Genomic DNA, 15,089 nt, shown 5'->3' with positions numbered 1-15,089 from the left:
CCAACGAGTTTCCCACATTCCAACAAAATTTTAACAATGACAACAATAAATTATTAACAAAAAACTCTACTTTTGAGTGTGCCTAAGATGGGTGAGATTACAATATAAATGAATACATTAATTAATTCTTTTTTTTAATTAATCTTTTCTTTTAATTAATTCTTTATATGAAATAATGTTTTATATGAATTAATGTTTTTCTTACTTAAAATCAAAGCATTATCATTTTTTAAAAAAAACGAATCAATTTGAAGATAATAAAAGATTATGAAACAATATTTTGGTTTACTATTATTTGTATATCGAATTTGGGGTGTGGGGTTTTACCCTGCCAAGCCATGCGACCGAAGGGAGGTTTTTGCTATCAAAAACATGGCTTGCTTCATGACAACGCAGAAATAACTTTAGGGGAAAAATAAACTATCTAATTAATAAAGAACCAATATTGTTATAATGATTTTTAAGAATCAATATCTTAAATTGACATTATCAATACTTTTTTATTGTAAAAATAACTATTAGCAATGTCAATATAGTTAAAAAGCTAACAATTTAATTTTAGAATTTTTGCTCTTCAAAATTTTCCCATAAAGCATATTCATGACTCTTTTTACATTAAAATTTGGTCTCCTTTTTTTTATTTTCAGAAGAATTAAATAAAACTTTTTCATTTTTCCAGTTCTAGTGCATCTTGGGCTCTGTTTTTTTATTGAACATACTAAAAAATTTGTGTTAAAAACAATTAAAATACTATTTAAATGGAGAATAACCAAAGTGTTTTTTACTATTTCAATCCTTTTGGTTAAATCATCCGATTAAAAAGTTTTGGCTATGAAACATCAAAATGCTTTTCTCCTAATATATGTTTGTATTTATTAAAAATTGCGCAATTTTTTACAAGCATTTTTGAAGGGGAGCAGAAACATTTTTTTATATAAGTCATAACCAAAGAACGTTTTATCTTTTTTCAATGTGCCTCATTTTCCCTGATAATTGTCAGTAAGACAGGAAAAATGTGCAACAAATTATTTTAATAATTGTTTAAATTTGTAAAAATAGATTTATAATGATAGAATTAGGGAGGCAAATATCTGAATGGAGTATAGAAAGCATTAGTGATAGTGAAATTCCTACTTTAGAAAGTTATAGAGGAAAACCTTTGCTTATATTGTTTTTTAACTTAGGTTGTCCTGGTTGCAAAGGTAGAGCATTACCATTTGCAAACTGGGTAAATATTGAATATAAAGATAAGATTAATGTTTTAGGCATTCACACTAATTTCGAAGGAGTTGATTTCACAGATGAACAACTGGTGGATTGTAAATCAGAGTTTTATATAAACTTCCCGTATTTTAGGGATAAAAACTTTAATACAACCTTTATTAATTACGATGCAGGCGGAACACCTCATTGGATTCTTGTTGATGAAAACACCAATTTGAATTATTCCATTTTTGGTTCAGACCCTAACAATGCCTTATTAAGATTAGATTTAAAAATTCAAGAATTAACTAAATAAATAAAATTAAGTATGGACATTTTTCAGTCAATAAAAGCATGGTACACAAAAGGAGAAGTTATAACTCCAGAAGGTTATTGCCCAAATTGTTGGGGATTTCAAGAGTATTCCGGAAATTTCTATGAAGCGGTAAAAAATCATGGCATATCTATTAATAATATTGATAACAATAGAGGTTGGATTCAAAACTATGCCGATTTGTATTTAGGAGGTATTAAGTATTCTCATACGGATAATGAAGAAACTGTTTGTAATCAATGTAAAGTAAAATATAACCTTCAAAGCTAAATTATAGAATTATGCTCAAATGGCTCGATGTAATTAAATATGCAAACAAAGGGAATCTTACACCAGATAAACGAGTAGAGAAAACCGACGAAGAATGGAAAGCTTTGCTAACAGAAGAACAATATTATATTACTAGGCAAAAAGGAACAGAAAGAGCTAATAGCTCGGATTTGTGTACTTTTTTCGAAGCAGGAAAATATACTTGCGTTTGTTGTGAAACTTTACTTTTTGATTCTGCAGAAAAATTTGATAGCGGAACAGGTTGGCCTTCTTTTACGCAACCCATAAAGGATAATGTGATTGCTTATTACAAAGATAGAAGCCATGGGATGTATCGAATTGAAACGACTTGCAACACTTGTGATGCACATTTGGGACATGTTTTTCAAGATGGTCCCATGCCTAGTGGATTGCGATATTGTATGAATGCATTGGCTTTGAAAAAAGTAGAAAGTATGGAAAGGAAAGCAACTTTTGGAGGGGGTTGTTTTTGGTGCACAGAAGCAATTTTTCAGAATTTAAAAGGGGTTGTTACAGTTGAAAGTGGCTATAGTGGAGGAAGAATTTCTAACCCTACCTATAGAGAAGTTTCCTCTGGGATAACTGGCCATGCAGAAGTGATTGAGTTTGCCTATAATCCTGCTGAAATATCCTATGAGGATTTGGTTAAAATTCATCTCACTACCCACAATCCAACAACACTAAATCAGCAAGGAGCAGATATGGGTACTCAATATAGAAGTGTAATTTTTTATAGAAATGAAGAAGAAAAAACAATTGCTCTAAATGTGATTAAGGAATTAAAAGCTACGTATGATGATATGATTGTTACAGAAGTTGCCATGTTTGAACACTTTTACCCTGCTGAAGACTACCATCAAAATTATTATAATGAGAATAGAGATCAAAACAGGTATTGTGCAGCAGTAATTAATCCGAAGTTGAGAAAATTCAAAGAGCTATATAAAGAAAAGTTGAAGTAATAATTTAAGTTTAAAAATAAAAGAATGATAGTCGCAGCGTTTAAATACAAGGTTAATCCAGAATTTCAAGAAGAATTTGAAGGATTGTATAGTTATGCAAGAAAACATGTTTCAATGATTGAAGGATATGATGGGCACGAAGTCTATAACGGAGAAAATGGTCATAACATGCTAGTTGTCTATTTTAAAGACAAAGATTCTTTTCTTATTTGGGATGAACACCCAGAACATAAAAAATATAAAGAGCGTGGGAAAACAGAAATTTTTGAAAGTTATGACGTTTCAGTAGGAGAAGTTTTTGAAAGACATACAAAATAATATATGAAGATTGATAATATTGTAAATAGCTCTGCAAAATGGACATTGATTGTAGGAGCCATATTAATTTTTGTGTTGCCATTCATGGTAACTTTTTTAAATATAGAATTTTTAGGGAAATATGGACCTGTTGGCGATACTATTGGAGGAATTACTTCTCCGATTTCTCAATTGTTAGGTTCTATTCTTATATACCTTGCTTTAAAAGCACAATTAGATGCTAATACTATTATTCAAAATCAAGTTAATGAAGACAATAAGCAGTCATTAATAAGACATGATTTGGAACAAATACATGAGTTGTATTCTTTTTTTCAAAATAACATCAAAAGCTTTAGCTATGATAAAGATTTTAGTGGTAGAAGCAGTTTAATTTTTGGAAAGAGAGCAATAAAACATTTTTTTCAAGATATTGAAGATATGAATGTTAATATTCATAATGATGATGATATTCTAAAAATTGACGGAGTTAGAGAAATATTGGGCATCATAAACAGTGCTAAATTAATTTTACAGAAAAACAAAATTTCAAAGCTAGTTAAAGAAGATAAGGAGTTTTATAATACATTAATTTATCACGAATTGGTTTTTAGCATTTTCCCTGCGAAAGAAATTGAAAATGAAGACCCATTAGCATTAAAAAAGTGTACCATTTGCGAAATTTATCATGGGAATTTTCCTCCTTTAATCTTTCATAAAATACAAGAACTTAAAAAAGAATTATAATACTAAAAAATACAAAATGATAGACAAAAAAGAATTAAAAAAGTTTTTAATTGAAAACGAAACGCATACTATAGAAAATACAGAAGAAAAGCTATTAGATTTTGTAAAAGGTACTATGCTTAACAGAAATGATGTTATTGACCAAGATGACCAATCGCATCATAGGCAAGAAGAAAGATTAAGAAAACAATTAGACAAACAGGTGCATGATCACCATCATCATCTTGAAGAAATTGAAGCATTAAATTTTAATCCCTCCCAAGTGGTTGAACCAGGAGCCGTTATAAAAGTAAATGATAACTATATGGTAATTGCAACTGCTGATGGAAATTTTACATTTGAGGGTAAAAACTTCATCAGTATATCGACAAAAGCGCCTATTTATCAATGCATGATGGGCAAGAAAAAAGGAGACGTGTGTAGTTTTAATAATAATGATTTTAAAATCGAAGAAATTTACTAATTATGAAAGCAATATTTAACGGGGAAACTATAGCGGAAAGCAATGAAACAATAGTTATCGAGGGGAATCATTATTTTCCACCAAATAGTTTAAAAAAAGAGTTTTTTAAAGAAAGTAATACCCACTCTACTTGCCCATGGAAAGGATATGCATCTTATTTTATAGTAGAAGTAAACGGAACAACAAATAAAGATGCTGCTTGGTATTACCCAGACCCTTCTGATAAAGCAAAAGAAATAAAAGACTATGTTGCATTTTGGAATGGTGTAAAAATAATTGAGTAATTCTATTCTGTATTAAATGTATACTAAAATATCCTTAAATGATTTCGAAGTATTAGTGAGGCTTCCAGTAGATTTTTCCGATGAAAATGAATATCCCATTTTTATTGGTATTTCTGGAGGAAATCAATCAGTTGAAACTGTAATGTATAGTGCAAATGTATATTTTAATACATCCTACTTTCAAAACTATATTCAAATAATTCCTATTAATAATAATGATCGCAATTTTAAAGATTATTCTACCGATGAAATAGACGGTTTTATTAATGCAATTATGAATTATTTTCTTTGCACAATAAGTAGCTGGGTTGTTGCGGGAAGTTCTAATGGAGGGAGAGCGATTTTTAATATTGTGGCTCACAAGCCAAAGCTTTTCCAGTATGTAGTTGCGTTCCCAGGAGGTTTATTTGCAAATATTCCGAATGAGAATTGGTCGCACTTGAGTGTGGTATTAGCCAATGGGAAAAAAGATAGCTCTAGTTGGCTTTTAGAAGCAAAGACGTCTTATGATAAATTGGTTCCCATTGTGAAACATATTGAATTGATGGTGATATCTGGACAAAAGCATATTTTTTCAGAGAATTATGATATAAATGAAGTTTATTCTAAACTGTTTCTAGCGACAAAGAATGATTGAAAAATTAAAGGATACTATAGCTGATTGTATAATTTGTGCAAATTTTTTACCAAACAGACCGCGGCCGATTGTTCAATTTTCAAGCAAAAGCAAGCTACTAATTATTGCGCAAGCACCAGGACAAAAAGCCCATGATAGAGGAATTCCTTTTGATGATTTAAGTGGAGACAATCTTAGATCGTGGCTCGGTGTCTCGAGGGAACAGTTTTATAATCCAGAATTGTTCGCTATTATGCCAATGGGGTTTTGTTTCCCTGGTAAAGGAAAATCTGGAGACTTGCCACCAAGAAAAGAATGTGCACCACAATGGCACAATAAAATAATGGAGCAGATGAAAAACCTAGAACTTATCATTCTTGTTGGAAAATATGCTCAAGAGTATTATTTAAAAGATAATCCATATAAAAATTTAACTGAAACAGTCATTAGCTATCAAGAATTTCTACCCAAATATTTTCCATTAGTTCACCCCTCTCCACTTAATTTTAGGTGGCATGGAAAAAACAAATGGTTTTTGGAAAGTATAACCCCCGAATTAAAAAAAATGGTAGCTACTATTTTAATGGAAACAGAAGAGCAAAACTCAATGTGTTAAATGTTTAAAACCTGGGTTAATCTATTATTATTTGCCTTAAATTATGCAAATAAACACTAATGAAAACAAATAATTAGCTATAGATCAAAATAAAACTATATACAAATACATGAATATTTTACACTTACGAAAGAAATTTATAGCGGTGAGAGCCAATTTTGAAAAATTATGCGCTCCATTGTTAATTGAAGATTATTCTGTACAACCTATTGATTTTGTTTCGCCACCCAAATGGCATTTGGCCCATACCACTTGGTTTTGGGAAGCCTTTGTGTTAACAAAGTATGTAGCAGATTACAAAGTGTTTAATGATGATTTCTCTTATTTGTTCAATAGTTATTATAACAATGTTGGAGAAAGAGTTTTACGTCCCTTACGAGGAGTAATGACAAGACCTCCAGTTGAAGACGTTTATACTTATAGAGACTATGTTACTAAGGCAATGGAAACATTTTTAGAGCGTGATTTGGAAAAAGAAATCTTAGACATTATCGCTGTAGGAATCAATCATGAAGAACAACATCAAGAATTGTTTGTCTATGATATTAAATATATTTTAGGACATCAACCCACTTTCCCTATCGTTTCCAGCATTGTCGGCACGGTTGAAGATAAGGTTGAGCCAAATTTCATAAGAATTGTAGAGGGAATATATACTATAGGACATCAAGAGCAATCTTTTTGTTTCGATAATGAGCTCGGTGTTCACAAGGTCTATTTAAACACTTTTGAAATTGCAAACCAACTGGTTACCAACGAGTCCTATATCGCATTTATTGAAAATGGAGGGTATCAGAATTTTAATCTATGGCATGATGATGGGTGGCATTGGATTAATAATAACGGGATAACAGCTCCGCTGTACTGGCACAAAATTGATGGAGAATGGTATCATTATGACAAGAATGGGTTAGAAAAAATTCCGCTCAATGAACCTGCAAAGCATATCAGTTTTTATGAAGCTTTTGCCTATGCGGAATATATGGAAATGCGCTTGCCAACCGAATTCGAATGGGAAATAGCTTCTGAGCATCTTAATTGGGGAACACTTTGGGAATGGACAAATAGTGCATATTTACCTTATCCTAATTTTAATAAAATTGAAGGTGCTTTAGGTGAGTATAATGGGAAGTTTATGATAAACACTATGGTAATGAGAGGTGCATCTGTTGCGACGCCTAAAGAACATAGCCGGAAAACCTATAGAAACTTTTTCCATCCTAATATGAGATGGCAGTATAGTGGAATTAGACTAATAAAAAAATAAATAATTATGAAAACCTTATATAGTGGCGAATATTATGAAGTAATGAATATTAAAAATATTCTTGAAAACGAAAATATTGAAACCATCCTAGAAAATGAAATGATGGCAAGTATTGAACCTGTTGCAATTACTTCTGGAGGATTTAGAGCATTAGTATTAAAAATACAAGATGAAGATTATGAAAAAGCAACAGAAGTAATAAACCATTATAAAAGCGGAAAACTACATGTTACTATGGAGATAGGGAAAGAGGAATTCATTGGCAAATTAGAAGAGGAAGGGTACGTTTTAAATTTAACATTAGACGACAATTGCCTATATTGTTCAAATACTGACACTTCCTATTTAATAAACTCTTTTGTTATAGAAAAAGAAATGATGTTCCTTACAGAAGGAATAAGTGAAACAATAAGAGCAGTAAATTCTCCAGAATTTAATATTAAAGGATATTATATTTTTTAAATATATAAAATGAAGAAAATAAATCTGAAAATAAAAAACAAAGATGAAGCATTATTATCTGCTCAATTAATAACGCCTTTAAATGGAGAAATTAATACAATTGCAATTTTTGCACATTGTTTTACCTGTTCTTCAAGTTTAGCCGTGGTTAAAAACATTTCTAGCGAGTTAACCAATTTAGGGATAAGCGTACTTAATTTCGATTTTACTGGATTAGGACATAGTGATGGCGATTTTAGCGAAACCTCTTTTTCTAATAATATTTCAGATATTATAGATGTTAATACTTTTTTAACCAAAAATTATGTCGCTCCATCCATTTTAATTGGTCATTCCTTAGGTGGAGCAGCTGCCATAATAAGTGCTAATAAATTACCAAATATTGAAGCATTAGTTTCCATAGCTGCACCTTCTTTTGTGAAACATGTTACAAAACATTTTGGAAATCTAGAAGATACTATTTTAAATAAAGGAGAAGCTACACTATCTATAGGCGGTAGACCTTTTAAAATAAAAAAACAGTTTCTTGATGATTTGGAAAAGTACACTTTAGAAGAAGAAGTGAAAAAATTGAGAAAACCAATATTAATAATGCACTCTCCTCACGATTTAATTGTAGGAATAGAAAATGCAGCTTCCCTATATCATAAAGCGATACATCCAAAAAGTTTTATTAGTTTAAACGGAGCAGATCATTTGATTAGTAAAAAAGAAGACGCTTTCTATGTGACTCAAATTATAGGAAGCTGGGTAAAAAGGTATGTAGAAATTAAAGAGAAACCTTCGGAGGATCTGAAAGACACAATTGGAGAACAAGTACTAGTCTATCATGAAACTATGGTGCCTTTTACTAACCATATTTACACAAAAACACATCACATACTTGGAGATGAACCAAAAGATTTTGGAGGCGATGATCTTGGATTATCTCCATATGAGCTTCTAAATGCGGCTATTGGCTCTTGTACTGTTTTAACATTAAAATTATATGCACAAAGAAAACAATGGGATTTAAAAGAGGTTTTCGTATATTTAAGCTATTCTAAAAGACATTCTTCAGAATTAAATGTGAATATTGAAGATATGGGACAATTGGACCATATATTTAAAAAGATAAAACTAATTGGGAATCTTACTGATGAACAAAGAAACAAGTTAAAAGAAATCGCCTCAAAATGTCCTGTGCATAAAACAGTGGCAAACAAAGTGTATTTTGAAACCGAACTAATTTAACAATTAAGGAAATTTTGCTATGGAGAGTATTAAATTTATAAATACCAATTTTGACCCTTCTAATTCTGAATTCATGACTGCTGCTGTCGCTATGGCAAAAGCCTATGGCTATACCGCAGATTTGAAATTAGATAAAGAGCTAGCACAACTCATTAGGCTTAGAGTGGCAACGGTAAACAAATGTAGTTATTGTGGCATTCTACATCAGGAAACAGCGAGAAAATTGAATATTCTACAAGCAAAAATTGATAATTTAGGAAGTTATTGGCACTCAGAATTGTTTTCTGAAAAAGAAAAAGCAGCATTAGAATATACCGATGTGCTGAATGAAGGAACAAGTTCTAATTTTAATGAATTTCATCTAAAGCTTACAGTTTTTTTTACAGAAGAAGAAATCGCAGAAATTGCCTATATAACCATAAATATGAATTTATGGACAAGAATTAAATTAGCCCAAGGACAAATACCAACATTAAAATAATAGTAAAAAACGCTTGTTAGCAAGACAATGTTTTGATGTTAAAAATGGAAGAAAATAAATCAAAAAAAATCAAAAAAAGAACAAGAATATAATAATGGGTAAAGAAAAAATTGGCATTGGAGGAAGTTGTCATTGGTGTACAGAAGCAATTTTTCAATCGTTGATAGGTGTTGAAGAAGTGCTGCAAGGTTGGATACATTCTGATGGGGAAGCCACCACATTTTCTGAAGCAGTAGTAATTACTTTTGATACTAATTTAATAACACTTGAGGCACTTATTGAAATTCATTTGCATACGCACAGTTGTACTGCAATGCATTCCATGAGAGGAAAATATCGTTCTGCGCTGTATTATTTTGATGAAGCACAAAAAAACACTGCGATTACTACTTTACAGCTATTGCAAAAAGATTTCAATGATACCATAATTACACAGGTGCTTCCTTATGTAGCTTTCAAATTGAATATTGAAGACCAATTAAATTATTATCATTCCAATCCAGAAAAGCCTTTTTGCGAAAATTATATTAACCCTAAATTGAAATTGGTAATAGAAAAATTTTCTAAATCGGTAAATCATACAAAATTACAACATTTGAAAACATCTAAAATTGGTTTAGGAACAGCGGCTATTGGTAGACCTATTTATATTAACATAAATGAAAACAAGGTTGACTCTTCGGAAAAATTTGATTTAGAGCACTATAAGCAGCAAGGATTGGATTTTTTAAAAGAAGCCATGTCTTTAGGAGTAAAATATTTCGATTCTTCTCCTGGCTATGGCATTGCAGAAGATATTTTAATTGAATTAATTAAAGAAAAAAATGCTAATGAGGTTAGTATTTCTACAAAATGGGGATACACCTATATTGCAAATTTTGATTTTAATGCTACAATTCACGAAGATAAAAACCATTCTTTAGAAAAATTAAATCAGCAATGGGAAAAATCTAAACAGTTACTCCCTAATTTAAAATTGTATCAAATACATTCTGTAACTCAAGAAAGCGAAGTGTTGGAAAGTACTGAAGTTTTAAAAAAATTATACCTAATTAAAAAAGAAAATAATATAGAAATTGGCTTATCAACTAGTGGAAGTAAACAAATTGAAGTAATTAAAAAAGCATTAAATATAAAAATAAACGACGAACCGCTTTTTACTTCATTTCAAGTAACATTTAATGTTTTAGATCAAAGTTTATTAGAAATTAAAGATAAGATCAAAGATAAAAAAATCATTATAAAAGAAGCTTTGGCAAACGGTAGAATACTTTCAAATCAATACCTAAATTATAGTGCATTGCAAAATGAAACTGTAAAATTAGCCACAAAATATAAAGTAACAATTGATGCTATTGCAATTAGATTTTGTATGGATTGTTTTAAAGGAAGTACAGTTTTAAGTGGTGCAAATAATTTAGCCCATTTACAACAAAACTTAAAAGCAAACGAGTTTGAGTTAGAAAATATCGAACTTGAAAAATTAAAATCTTTTGCAATTAATCCTTCCTATTATTGGGAAGAAAGAAAAAAACTAAAATGGAATTAAAAAAATTACTAATATGAAAACATTCGACTTTATTATTATAGGTTCTGGACAAGCAGGAACTCCGTTAGCATTTTCTCTTTCTAAAAAAGGAAAGGTAGCACTTATTGAAAAAAGTAAAATTGGAGGTACTTGCCTAAATTATGGCTGTATTCCAACTAAAACTTACATAGCAAGTGCTCGCAGAGCATGGGACGTTCAACATGGGGAAAAATTTGGAATTGAAATCCCTGTTGGTACAAAAACAAATTTAAGAAAAGTAAATCAAAGAAAAGAAAACCTAATAGATATTTCTAGAAATGGTATTGAGGATGGTATTCAAAGCAATGAAAACATTGTTCTATTTAGAGGTGAAGCCAAATTTACTAGCGATTATGTAGTCGAAATCAACAACGAAACTATTACTTCAAAAAAAATATTTATAAATGTAGGTGGAAGATCATTAGTCCCAGAAGAATATCAACAGGTTCCTCATTATACAAATGTTGAGTTATTAGAAGTAAAAGAAATACCTAAACACTTAATTATTATTGGAGGGAGTTATATAGGGCTTGAGTTTGGGCAAATGTTTCGCAGATTTGGTAGTAAAGTCACCATAATAGAAAGGGGATCGAGGTTAATTGGAAGAGAAGACGAAAATGTTAGCCAAACTGTTAAAGAAATATTTGATGCTGAAAAAATTGATATGATTTTTAATGCAGATACTATTAAAGCATATAAGAATGATGATAATACCATAACCGTTACAACAACAAAAGATGGGGATAATGTAACTGGTACGCATTTGTTGTTAGCTATAGGAAGAGTTCCTAATACAGATTTACTAGGACTTGAAAACACTTCGATTGAAAAGAACAATAGAGGATTTATTAATGTAAATGAATATTGCCAAACCAATGTTGAAGGTATTTATGCAATGGGAGACTGTAACGGGAAAGGCGCATTTACGCATACTTCATACAATGATTATCAAATTGTTGAAAATCAACTTTTTGGAGAAAAAAATCGTAAAATTAGCGATAGAATAACAACCTACGGGTTGTTTATAGACCCTCCTCTAGGAAGAGTTGGGATGACAAAAACAGAAGCTATTAGTAATGGTCATAAAATTCTAGTAGCTCATAGGCCTATGGATAAAGTTGGAAGAGCAAAGGAAAAAGGAGAAACTTTTGGTTTTATGGAGGCTATAATAAATGCTGAAAACAATCAGTTTTTAGGCGCTTGTGTTTTTGGTGTTGGCGGTGATGAATTAATAAATGGGATTACAAATTTAATGTATGCAAAACAACCCTACACAGTTTTTAGAGATGGAGTTCACATTCATCCTACAGTTAGTGAGCTTATCCCTACGATGTTAGAAAAACTAAAACCATTAAATTAATTGATAGGAAGGGGTAAACATTTTTATAAAAGGGAATTACTTACAAGAATACATGTAAAATAAACAAAGTGCTAAACACAAAATAAGTATACCTTTGAACAATAGATTATTAAATAAAAATAAGACATGAGTACATTAAAAAAAGCATATATAGCGGGTGGATGTTTCTGGGGAATGGAAGATTTATTTAGAAAAAGACCAGGTATAAAAGACACAGAGGTAATTTATTTGGGTGGTACAAATGAACATCCAACTTATGCTTTTCATCCAGGCCATGCTGAAGGTATAGAGTTAACATACGATACTACTGAAACTTCGTTTAAAGAAATATTAGATTATTTTTTTAGAATTCACAACCCAACAACAATAGACAGACAAGGGAATGACATTGGTAGTAGTTATCGGTCTGCAATATTCTATCAAAATGAAGAAGAAAAGAACACCGCACTGGAGGTAATTGATATTGTTAACAAATCGAATAAATGGAACGGGAAAGTTGTAACTACATTAGAACCATTTACAAAAGCTTGGCCTGCAGAAGAACATCATCAAGATTATCTTGTAAAACACCCAAACGGTTATACTTGCCATTTTGAAAGGTTTGAGACTTTTCTTTAATCCGTAAACTTTTGTAAGTTAAATATTTTGCAATGTTCAACTGTAAACTTTATAAACATTTTACGTGAAATGGAAAGAACTATATCTAACATTCAACAACCCCAAATTTTTAATATAGAAAAAATCGTTTCATATTTATCCCTTTACAAAGATAATCTGGAGCAACTATATGCCTGGGATGCAAGTTTTAAAAAATTGGTAGAATTAAATATTCTAACACCAGAAGAACTTACTGAGCTTGATAACCAAACTCCATTTATTCGCACTTTAGAAGTCAAAAATAAAGTCGGCGAAGCAATGCGAAGCACTAGAACTAATAATCCAGTCTACTTTAAAAAATTAGTCCAATGGGTTATCAAAGATTGGGGCGGAGTAATCGGATTGAATGATGAAAATATAGAACCATTAGTAAACAATTTTATCGGTTCAGAGAAACCACCTTTTAAAGCCATCTCAAGCAGTTCCAAAGTGGGAGCCTATTTGTATCCTGAAAAAAATGCCATATACGATTCCAGAGTTGCCTATGCGTTAAATTGGATAATATTATCTCAAAATGCGGGTAATAAGTTTTTACCAATGCCTCAAGGGAGAAATTCAAAACTAACAGCTTTTGATATCGATGTGCTAATTCGGTTGAAAAATGTAGAAAAGTATAAACCCAATTCATTGTCGGACTTAGATACAAGGCAGTATATAAAAAGTAGAGATAACAATAATTACATTAGCGAAAAAAATGCATATTATGAAATGAATAAGCTAATGTTAGATATCAGCAGTAAACTTTGGCAAAATCCAAAATATGAACCATTGTTTTTGACAGGAATGTTATTGTTTTCTATTGCAGACACCATAGTGTTTCAAGATTTAACATCGAAAATTTCAATAAATATTTAAAATAAAAAAATGAAAGAAGTAAAACATCCTTTGCCTCCATTCACATTGGAAACGGCAAAACAAAAAATTCAAATGGCCGAAGACGGTTGGAATAGTCAAGACCCAGTAAAAGTTTCTATGGCTTATACCAAGCATAGCGAGTGGCGTAATAGAAACGAATTTGTAAATGGCAGAGAAGAAATCCAAGTGTTCCTCAAAAACAAATGGGAAAATGAACTAGACTATAAATTAAAAAAAGAATATTGGGCTCATACAGACAATAGAATTGCGGTAAGATTTGAATACGAATACCGCAACAAAGATGGAAAATGGTTTAGAGCATACGGAAACGAAAATTGGGAGTTTAATGAAGATGGTCTAATGCAAAAAAGATTTGCTTCTATAAATGACCTTGAGATTGAAAAGGCGGATAGAAAATTCAAATGAGATTTGGTAAGGCAGAAGATATTAGTGCTATAGATTTTAGCCTACCAAATGATGTTCCCTCTACTAAAAGAGTACTAAGTAATGTATTAAATTCTTTATATTCAACAAATGTAGGCTGTGGGCATTGGGGAAAGAATTACCTCCACAATTTTTATCCTAAAGGGACTAAGGATGAATTAGCATACTATTCTACCCAGTTTAATAGTATAGAACTAAATGCTAGCTTTTATAAAAATTATGAACCTGAACAGTATAAAAAATGGTATGATCGTACAGAAAAAAATTTTAAATTCTTTCCTAAAATTTATCAGGGAATATCGCATTTTAGAAGGCTGAATAATGTAGAGGATTATATAAACAATTTTCTACTATCTGTTGCCGCTTTAGAAAATAAATTAGGTACTATATTCTTGCAATTAAGAGAAGATTTTACCACAGCAAAATTCGATTTGCTTAAGTCTTTTATTGAAAATTGGCCAATAGATTTACCCTTAGCTATAGAGTTTAGGAATGCCACTTGGTACACAGACAAAGATAATCATGAAAGGATTTTTGATCTTTGTGAAAAAAAAGATATCAGTATTATTTTTACAGACTCGGCAGGAAGGCGCGATTTGCTTCACATGCGTTTGAGCAATTCGAAACCATTTATTCGCTTTATTGGTGCAAACCATAAAAGCGATTATGAGAGGATAGATGATTGGGCAAAGAGAATTTCTAAATGGATTGATGATGGTGTATCAGAAATTGCATTTTTTGTACATCAAAACGAGGAAATGGAATCTCCCCGACTTGCTAATTACTTTAGTCAACAATTAAGTTATTATCAAACACAAATAAAGTAAAACTATGTCATTTGAATATGTAATCTCACCCATCTTAGGCACACTCAAAAGTAGAGTTTTTTGTTAATAATTTATTGTTGTCATTGTTAAAATTTTGTTGGAATGTGGGAAACTCGTTGGCCT

At 30.9% G+C, this 15,089-nt stretch carries 19 protein-coding genes; all 19 read left to right on the top strand.

Annotated elements, in window-relative coordinates:
- Positions 1-1,066 precede the first annotated feature (1,066 nt).
- The 19 genes from QWY78_RS09640 (at position 1,067) to QWY78_RS09545 (ending at position 14,966) form a co-directional block, all read left to right on the top strand.
- Positions 1,067-1,519 (top strand): TlpA family protein disulfide reductase, encoded by a 453-nt coding sequence (locus QWY78_RS09640; protein WP_070562198.1) that lies wholly within the window; start codon positions 1,067-1,069, stop codon positions 1,517-1,519.
- A 12-nt stretch (positions 1,520-1,531) separates the two neighbouring features.
- On the top strand, positions 1,532-1,807 hold the full coding sequence (locus tag QWY78_RS09635) for a hypothetical protein (protein ID WP_070562201.1): 276 nt from the start codon (positions 1,532-1,534) through the stop codon (positions 1,805-1,807).
- Between the two features lie 11 nt (positions 1,808-1,818).
- Positions 1,819-2,790 carry a bifunctional methionine sulfoxide reductase B/A protein gene (locus QWY78_RS09630; RefSeq protein ID WP_070562204.1) on the top strand — a complete coding sequence of 324 codons (972 nt, stop codon included), beginning with the start codon at positions 1,819-1,821 and terminating at the stop codon, positions 2,788-2,790.
- Positions 2,791-2,814: 24 nt separating this feature from the next.
- Positions 2,815-3,108: an antibiotic biosynthesis monooxygenase family protein gene (locus tag QWY78_RS09625; protein ID WP_070562206.1), complete on the top strand. Its 294-nt coding sequence runs from the start codon at positions 2,815-2,817 to the stop codon at positions 3,106-3,108.
- A 3-nt stretch (positions 3,109-3,111) separates the two neighbouring features.
- Entirely contained in the window at positions 3,112-3,834 is a 723-nt protein-coding gene (locus tag QWY78_RS09620) for a hypothetical protein (RefSeq protein ID WP_070562209.1), read from the top strand.
- 16 nt (positions 3,835-3,850) lie between these two features.
- Complete coding sequence (locus QWY78_RS09615) at positions 3,851-4,297, top strand: hypothetical protein (RefSeq protein ID WP_070562212.1); 447 nt, start codon at positions 3,851-3,853, stop codon at positions 4,295-4,297.
- A gap of 2 nt (positions 4,298-4,299) precedes the next feature.
- Positions 4,300-4,581, top strand: coding sequence for a DUF427 domain-containing protein (locus tag QWY78_RS09610; protein WP_217493512.1), 282 nt, complete (start codon positions 4,300-4,302; stop codon positions 4,579-4,581).
- A gap of 16 nt (positions 4,582-4,597) precedes the next feature.
- On the top strand, positions 4,598-5,218 hold the full coding sequence (locus QWY78_RS09605) for a hypothetical protein (RefSeq protein ID WP_070562218.1): 621 nt from the start codon (positions 4,598-4,600) through the stop codon (positions 5,216-5,218).
- The gene (locus QWY78_RS09600) at positions 5,211-5,813 is read left to right on the top strand and encodes a uracil-DNA glycosylase family protein (protein ID WP_083295809.1); all 603 of its coding nucleotides are present in this window, start codon (positions 5,211-5,213) and stop codon (positions 5,811-5,813) included. Before QWY78_RS09605 ends, QWY78_RS09600 begins: the two co-directional genes overlap by 8 nt.
- 109 nt (positions 5,814-5,922) lie before the next feature.
- Positions 5,923-7,080 carry an ergothioneine biosynthesis protein EgtB gene (gene egtB, locus QWY78_RS09595; protein ID WP_123904573.1) on the top strand — a complete coding sequence of 386 codons (1,158 nt, stop codon included), beginning with the start codon at positions 5,923-5,925 and terminating at the stop codon, positions 7,078-7,080.
- Between the two features lie 6 nt (positions 7,081-7,086).
- The gene (locus tag QWY78_RS09590; protein WP_290219243.1) at positions 7,087-7,542 is read left to right on the top strand and encodes a putative signal transducing protein; all 456 of its coding nucleotides are present in this window, start codon (positions 7,087-7,089) and stop codon (positions 7,540-7,542) included.
- A 9-nt stretch (positions 7,543-7,551) separates the two neighbouring features.
- Positions 7,552-8,775 carry a bifunctional alpha/beta hydrolase/OsmC family protein gene (locus QWY78_RS09585; RefSeq protein WP_290219241.1) on the top strand — a complete coding sequence of 408 codons (1,224 nt, stop codon included), beginning with the start codon at positions 7,552-7,554 and terminating at the stop codon, positions 8,773-8,775.
- A 19-nt stretch (positions 8,776-8,794) separates the two neighbouring features.
- Positions 8,795-9,256, top strand: coding sequence for a carboxymuconolactone decarboxylase family protein (locus QWY78_RS09580; protein WP_070562228.1), 462 nt, complete (start codon positions 8,795-8,797; stop codon positions 9,254-9,256).
- 94 nt (positions 9,257-9,350) lie between these two features.
- The gene (locus QWY78_RS09570; RefSeq protein ID WP_083295810.1) at positions 9,351-10,805 is read left to right on the top strand and encodes an aldo/keto reductase; all 1,455 of its coding nucleotides are present in this window, start codon (positions 9,351-9,353) and stop codon (positions 10,803-10,805) included.
- Between the two features lie 13 nt (positions 10,806-10,818).
- Positions 10,819-12,183 carry a mercuric reductase gene (locus QWY78_RS09565; protein ID WP_070562230.1) on the top strand — a complete coding sequence of 455 codons (1,365 nt, stop codon included), beginning with the start codon at positions 10,819-10,821 and terminating at the stop codon, positions 12,181-12,183.
- A gap of 126 nt (positions 12,184-12,309) precedes the next feature.
- Positions 12,310-12,801, top strand: coding sequence for a peptide-methionine (S)-S-oxide reductase MsrA (msrA, locus tag QWY78_RS09560; protein WP_070562233.1), 492 nt, complete (start codon positions 12,310-12,312; stop codon positions 12,799-12,801).
- 69 nt (positions 12,802-12,870) lie between these two features.
- On the top strand, positions 12,871-13,695 hold the full coding sequence (locus QWY78_RS09555; protein WP_116097828.1) for a hypothetical protein: 825 nt from the start codon (positions 12,871-12,873) through the stop codon (positions 13,693-13,695).
- Between the two features lie 9 nt (positions 13,696-13,704).
- A complete protein-coding gene (locus tag QWY78_RS09550; protein WP_116097830.1) occupies positions 13,705-14,121 on the top strand; it encodes a nuclear transport factor 2 family protein in 417 nt (138 codons plus the stop codon).
- Positions 14,118-14,966, top strand: coding sequence for a DUF72 domain-containing protein (locus QWY78_RS09545; RefSeq protein ID WP_116097832.1), 849 nt, complete (start codon positions 14,118-14,120; stop codon positions 14,964-14,966). The genes QWY78_RS09550 and QWY78_RS09545 overlap by 4 nt, the downstream gene beginning before the upstream one ends.
- Positions 14,967-15,089: the final 123 nt, after the last annotated feature.

The organism is Kaistella yonginensis (assembly GCF_030409525.1).
GTDB lineage: Bacteria > Bacteroidota > Bacteroidia > Flavobacteriales > Weeksellaceae > Kaistella > Kaistella yonginensis.
The sequence above is the reverse complement of the archived record's forward strand: the minus strand, read 5'-3'. Positions and strand labels throughout refer to the sequence as shown.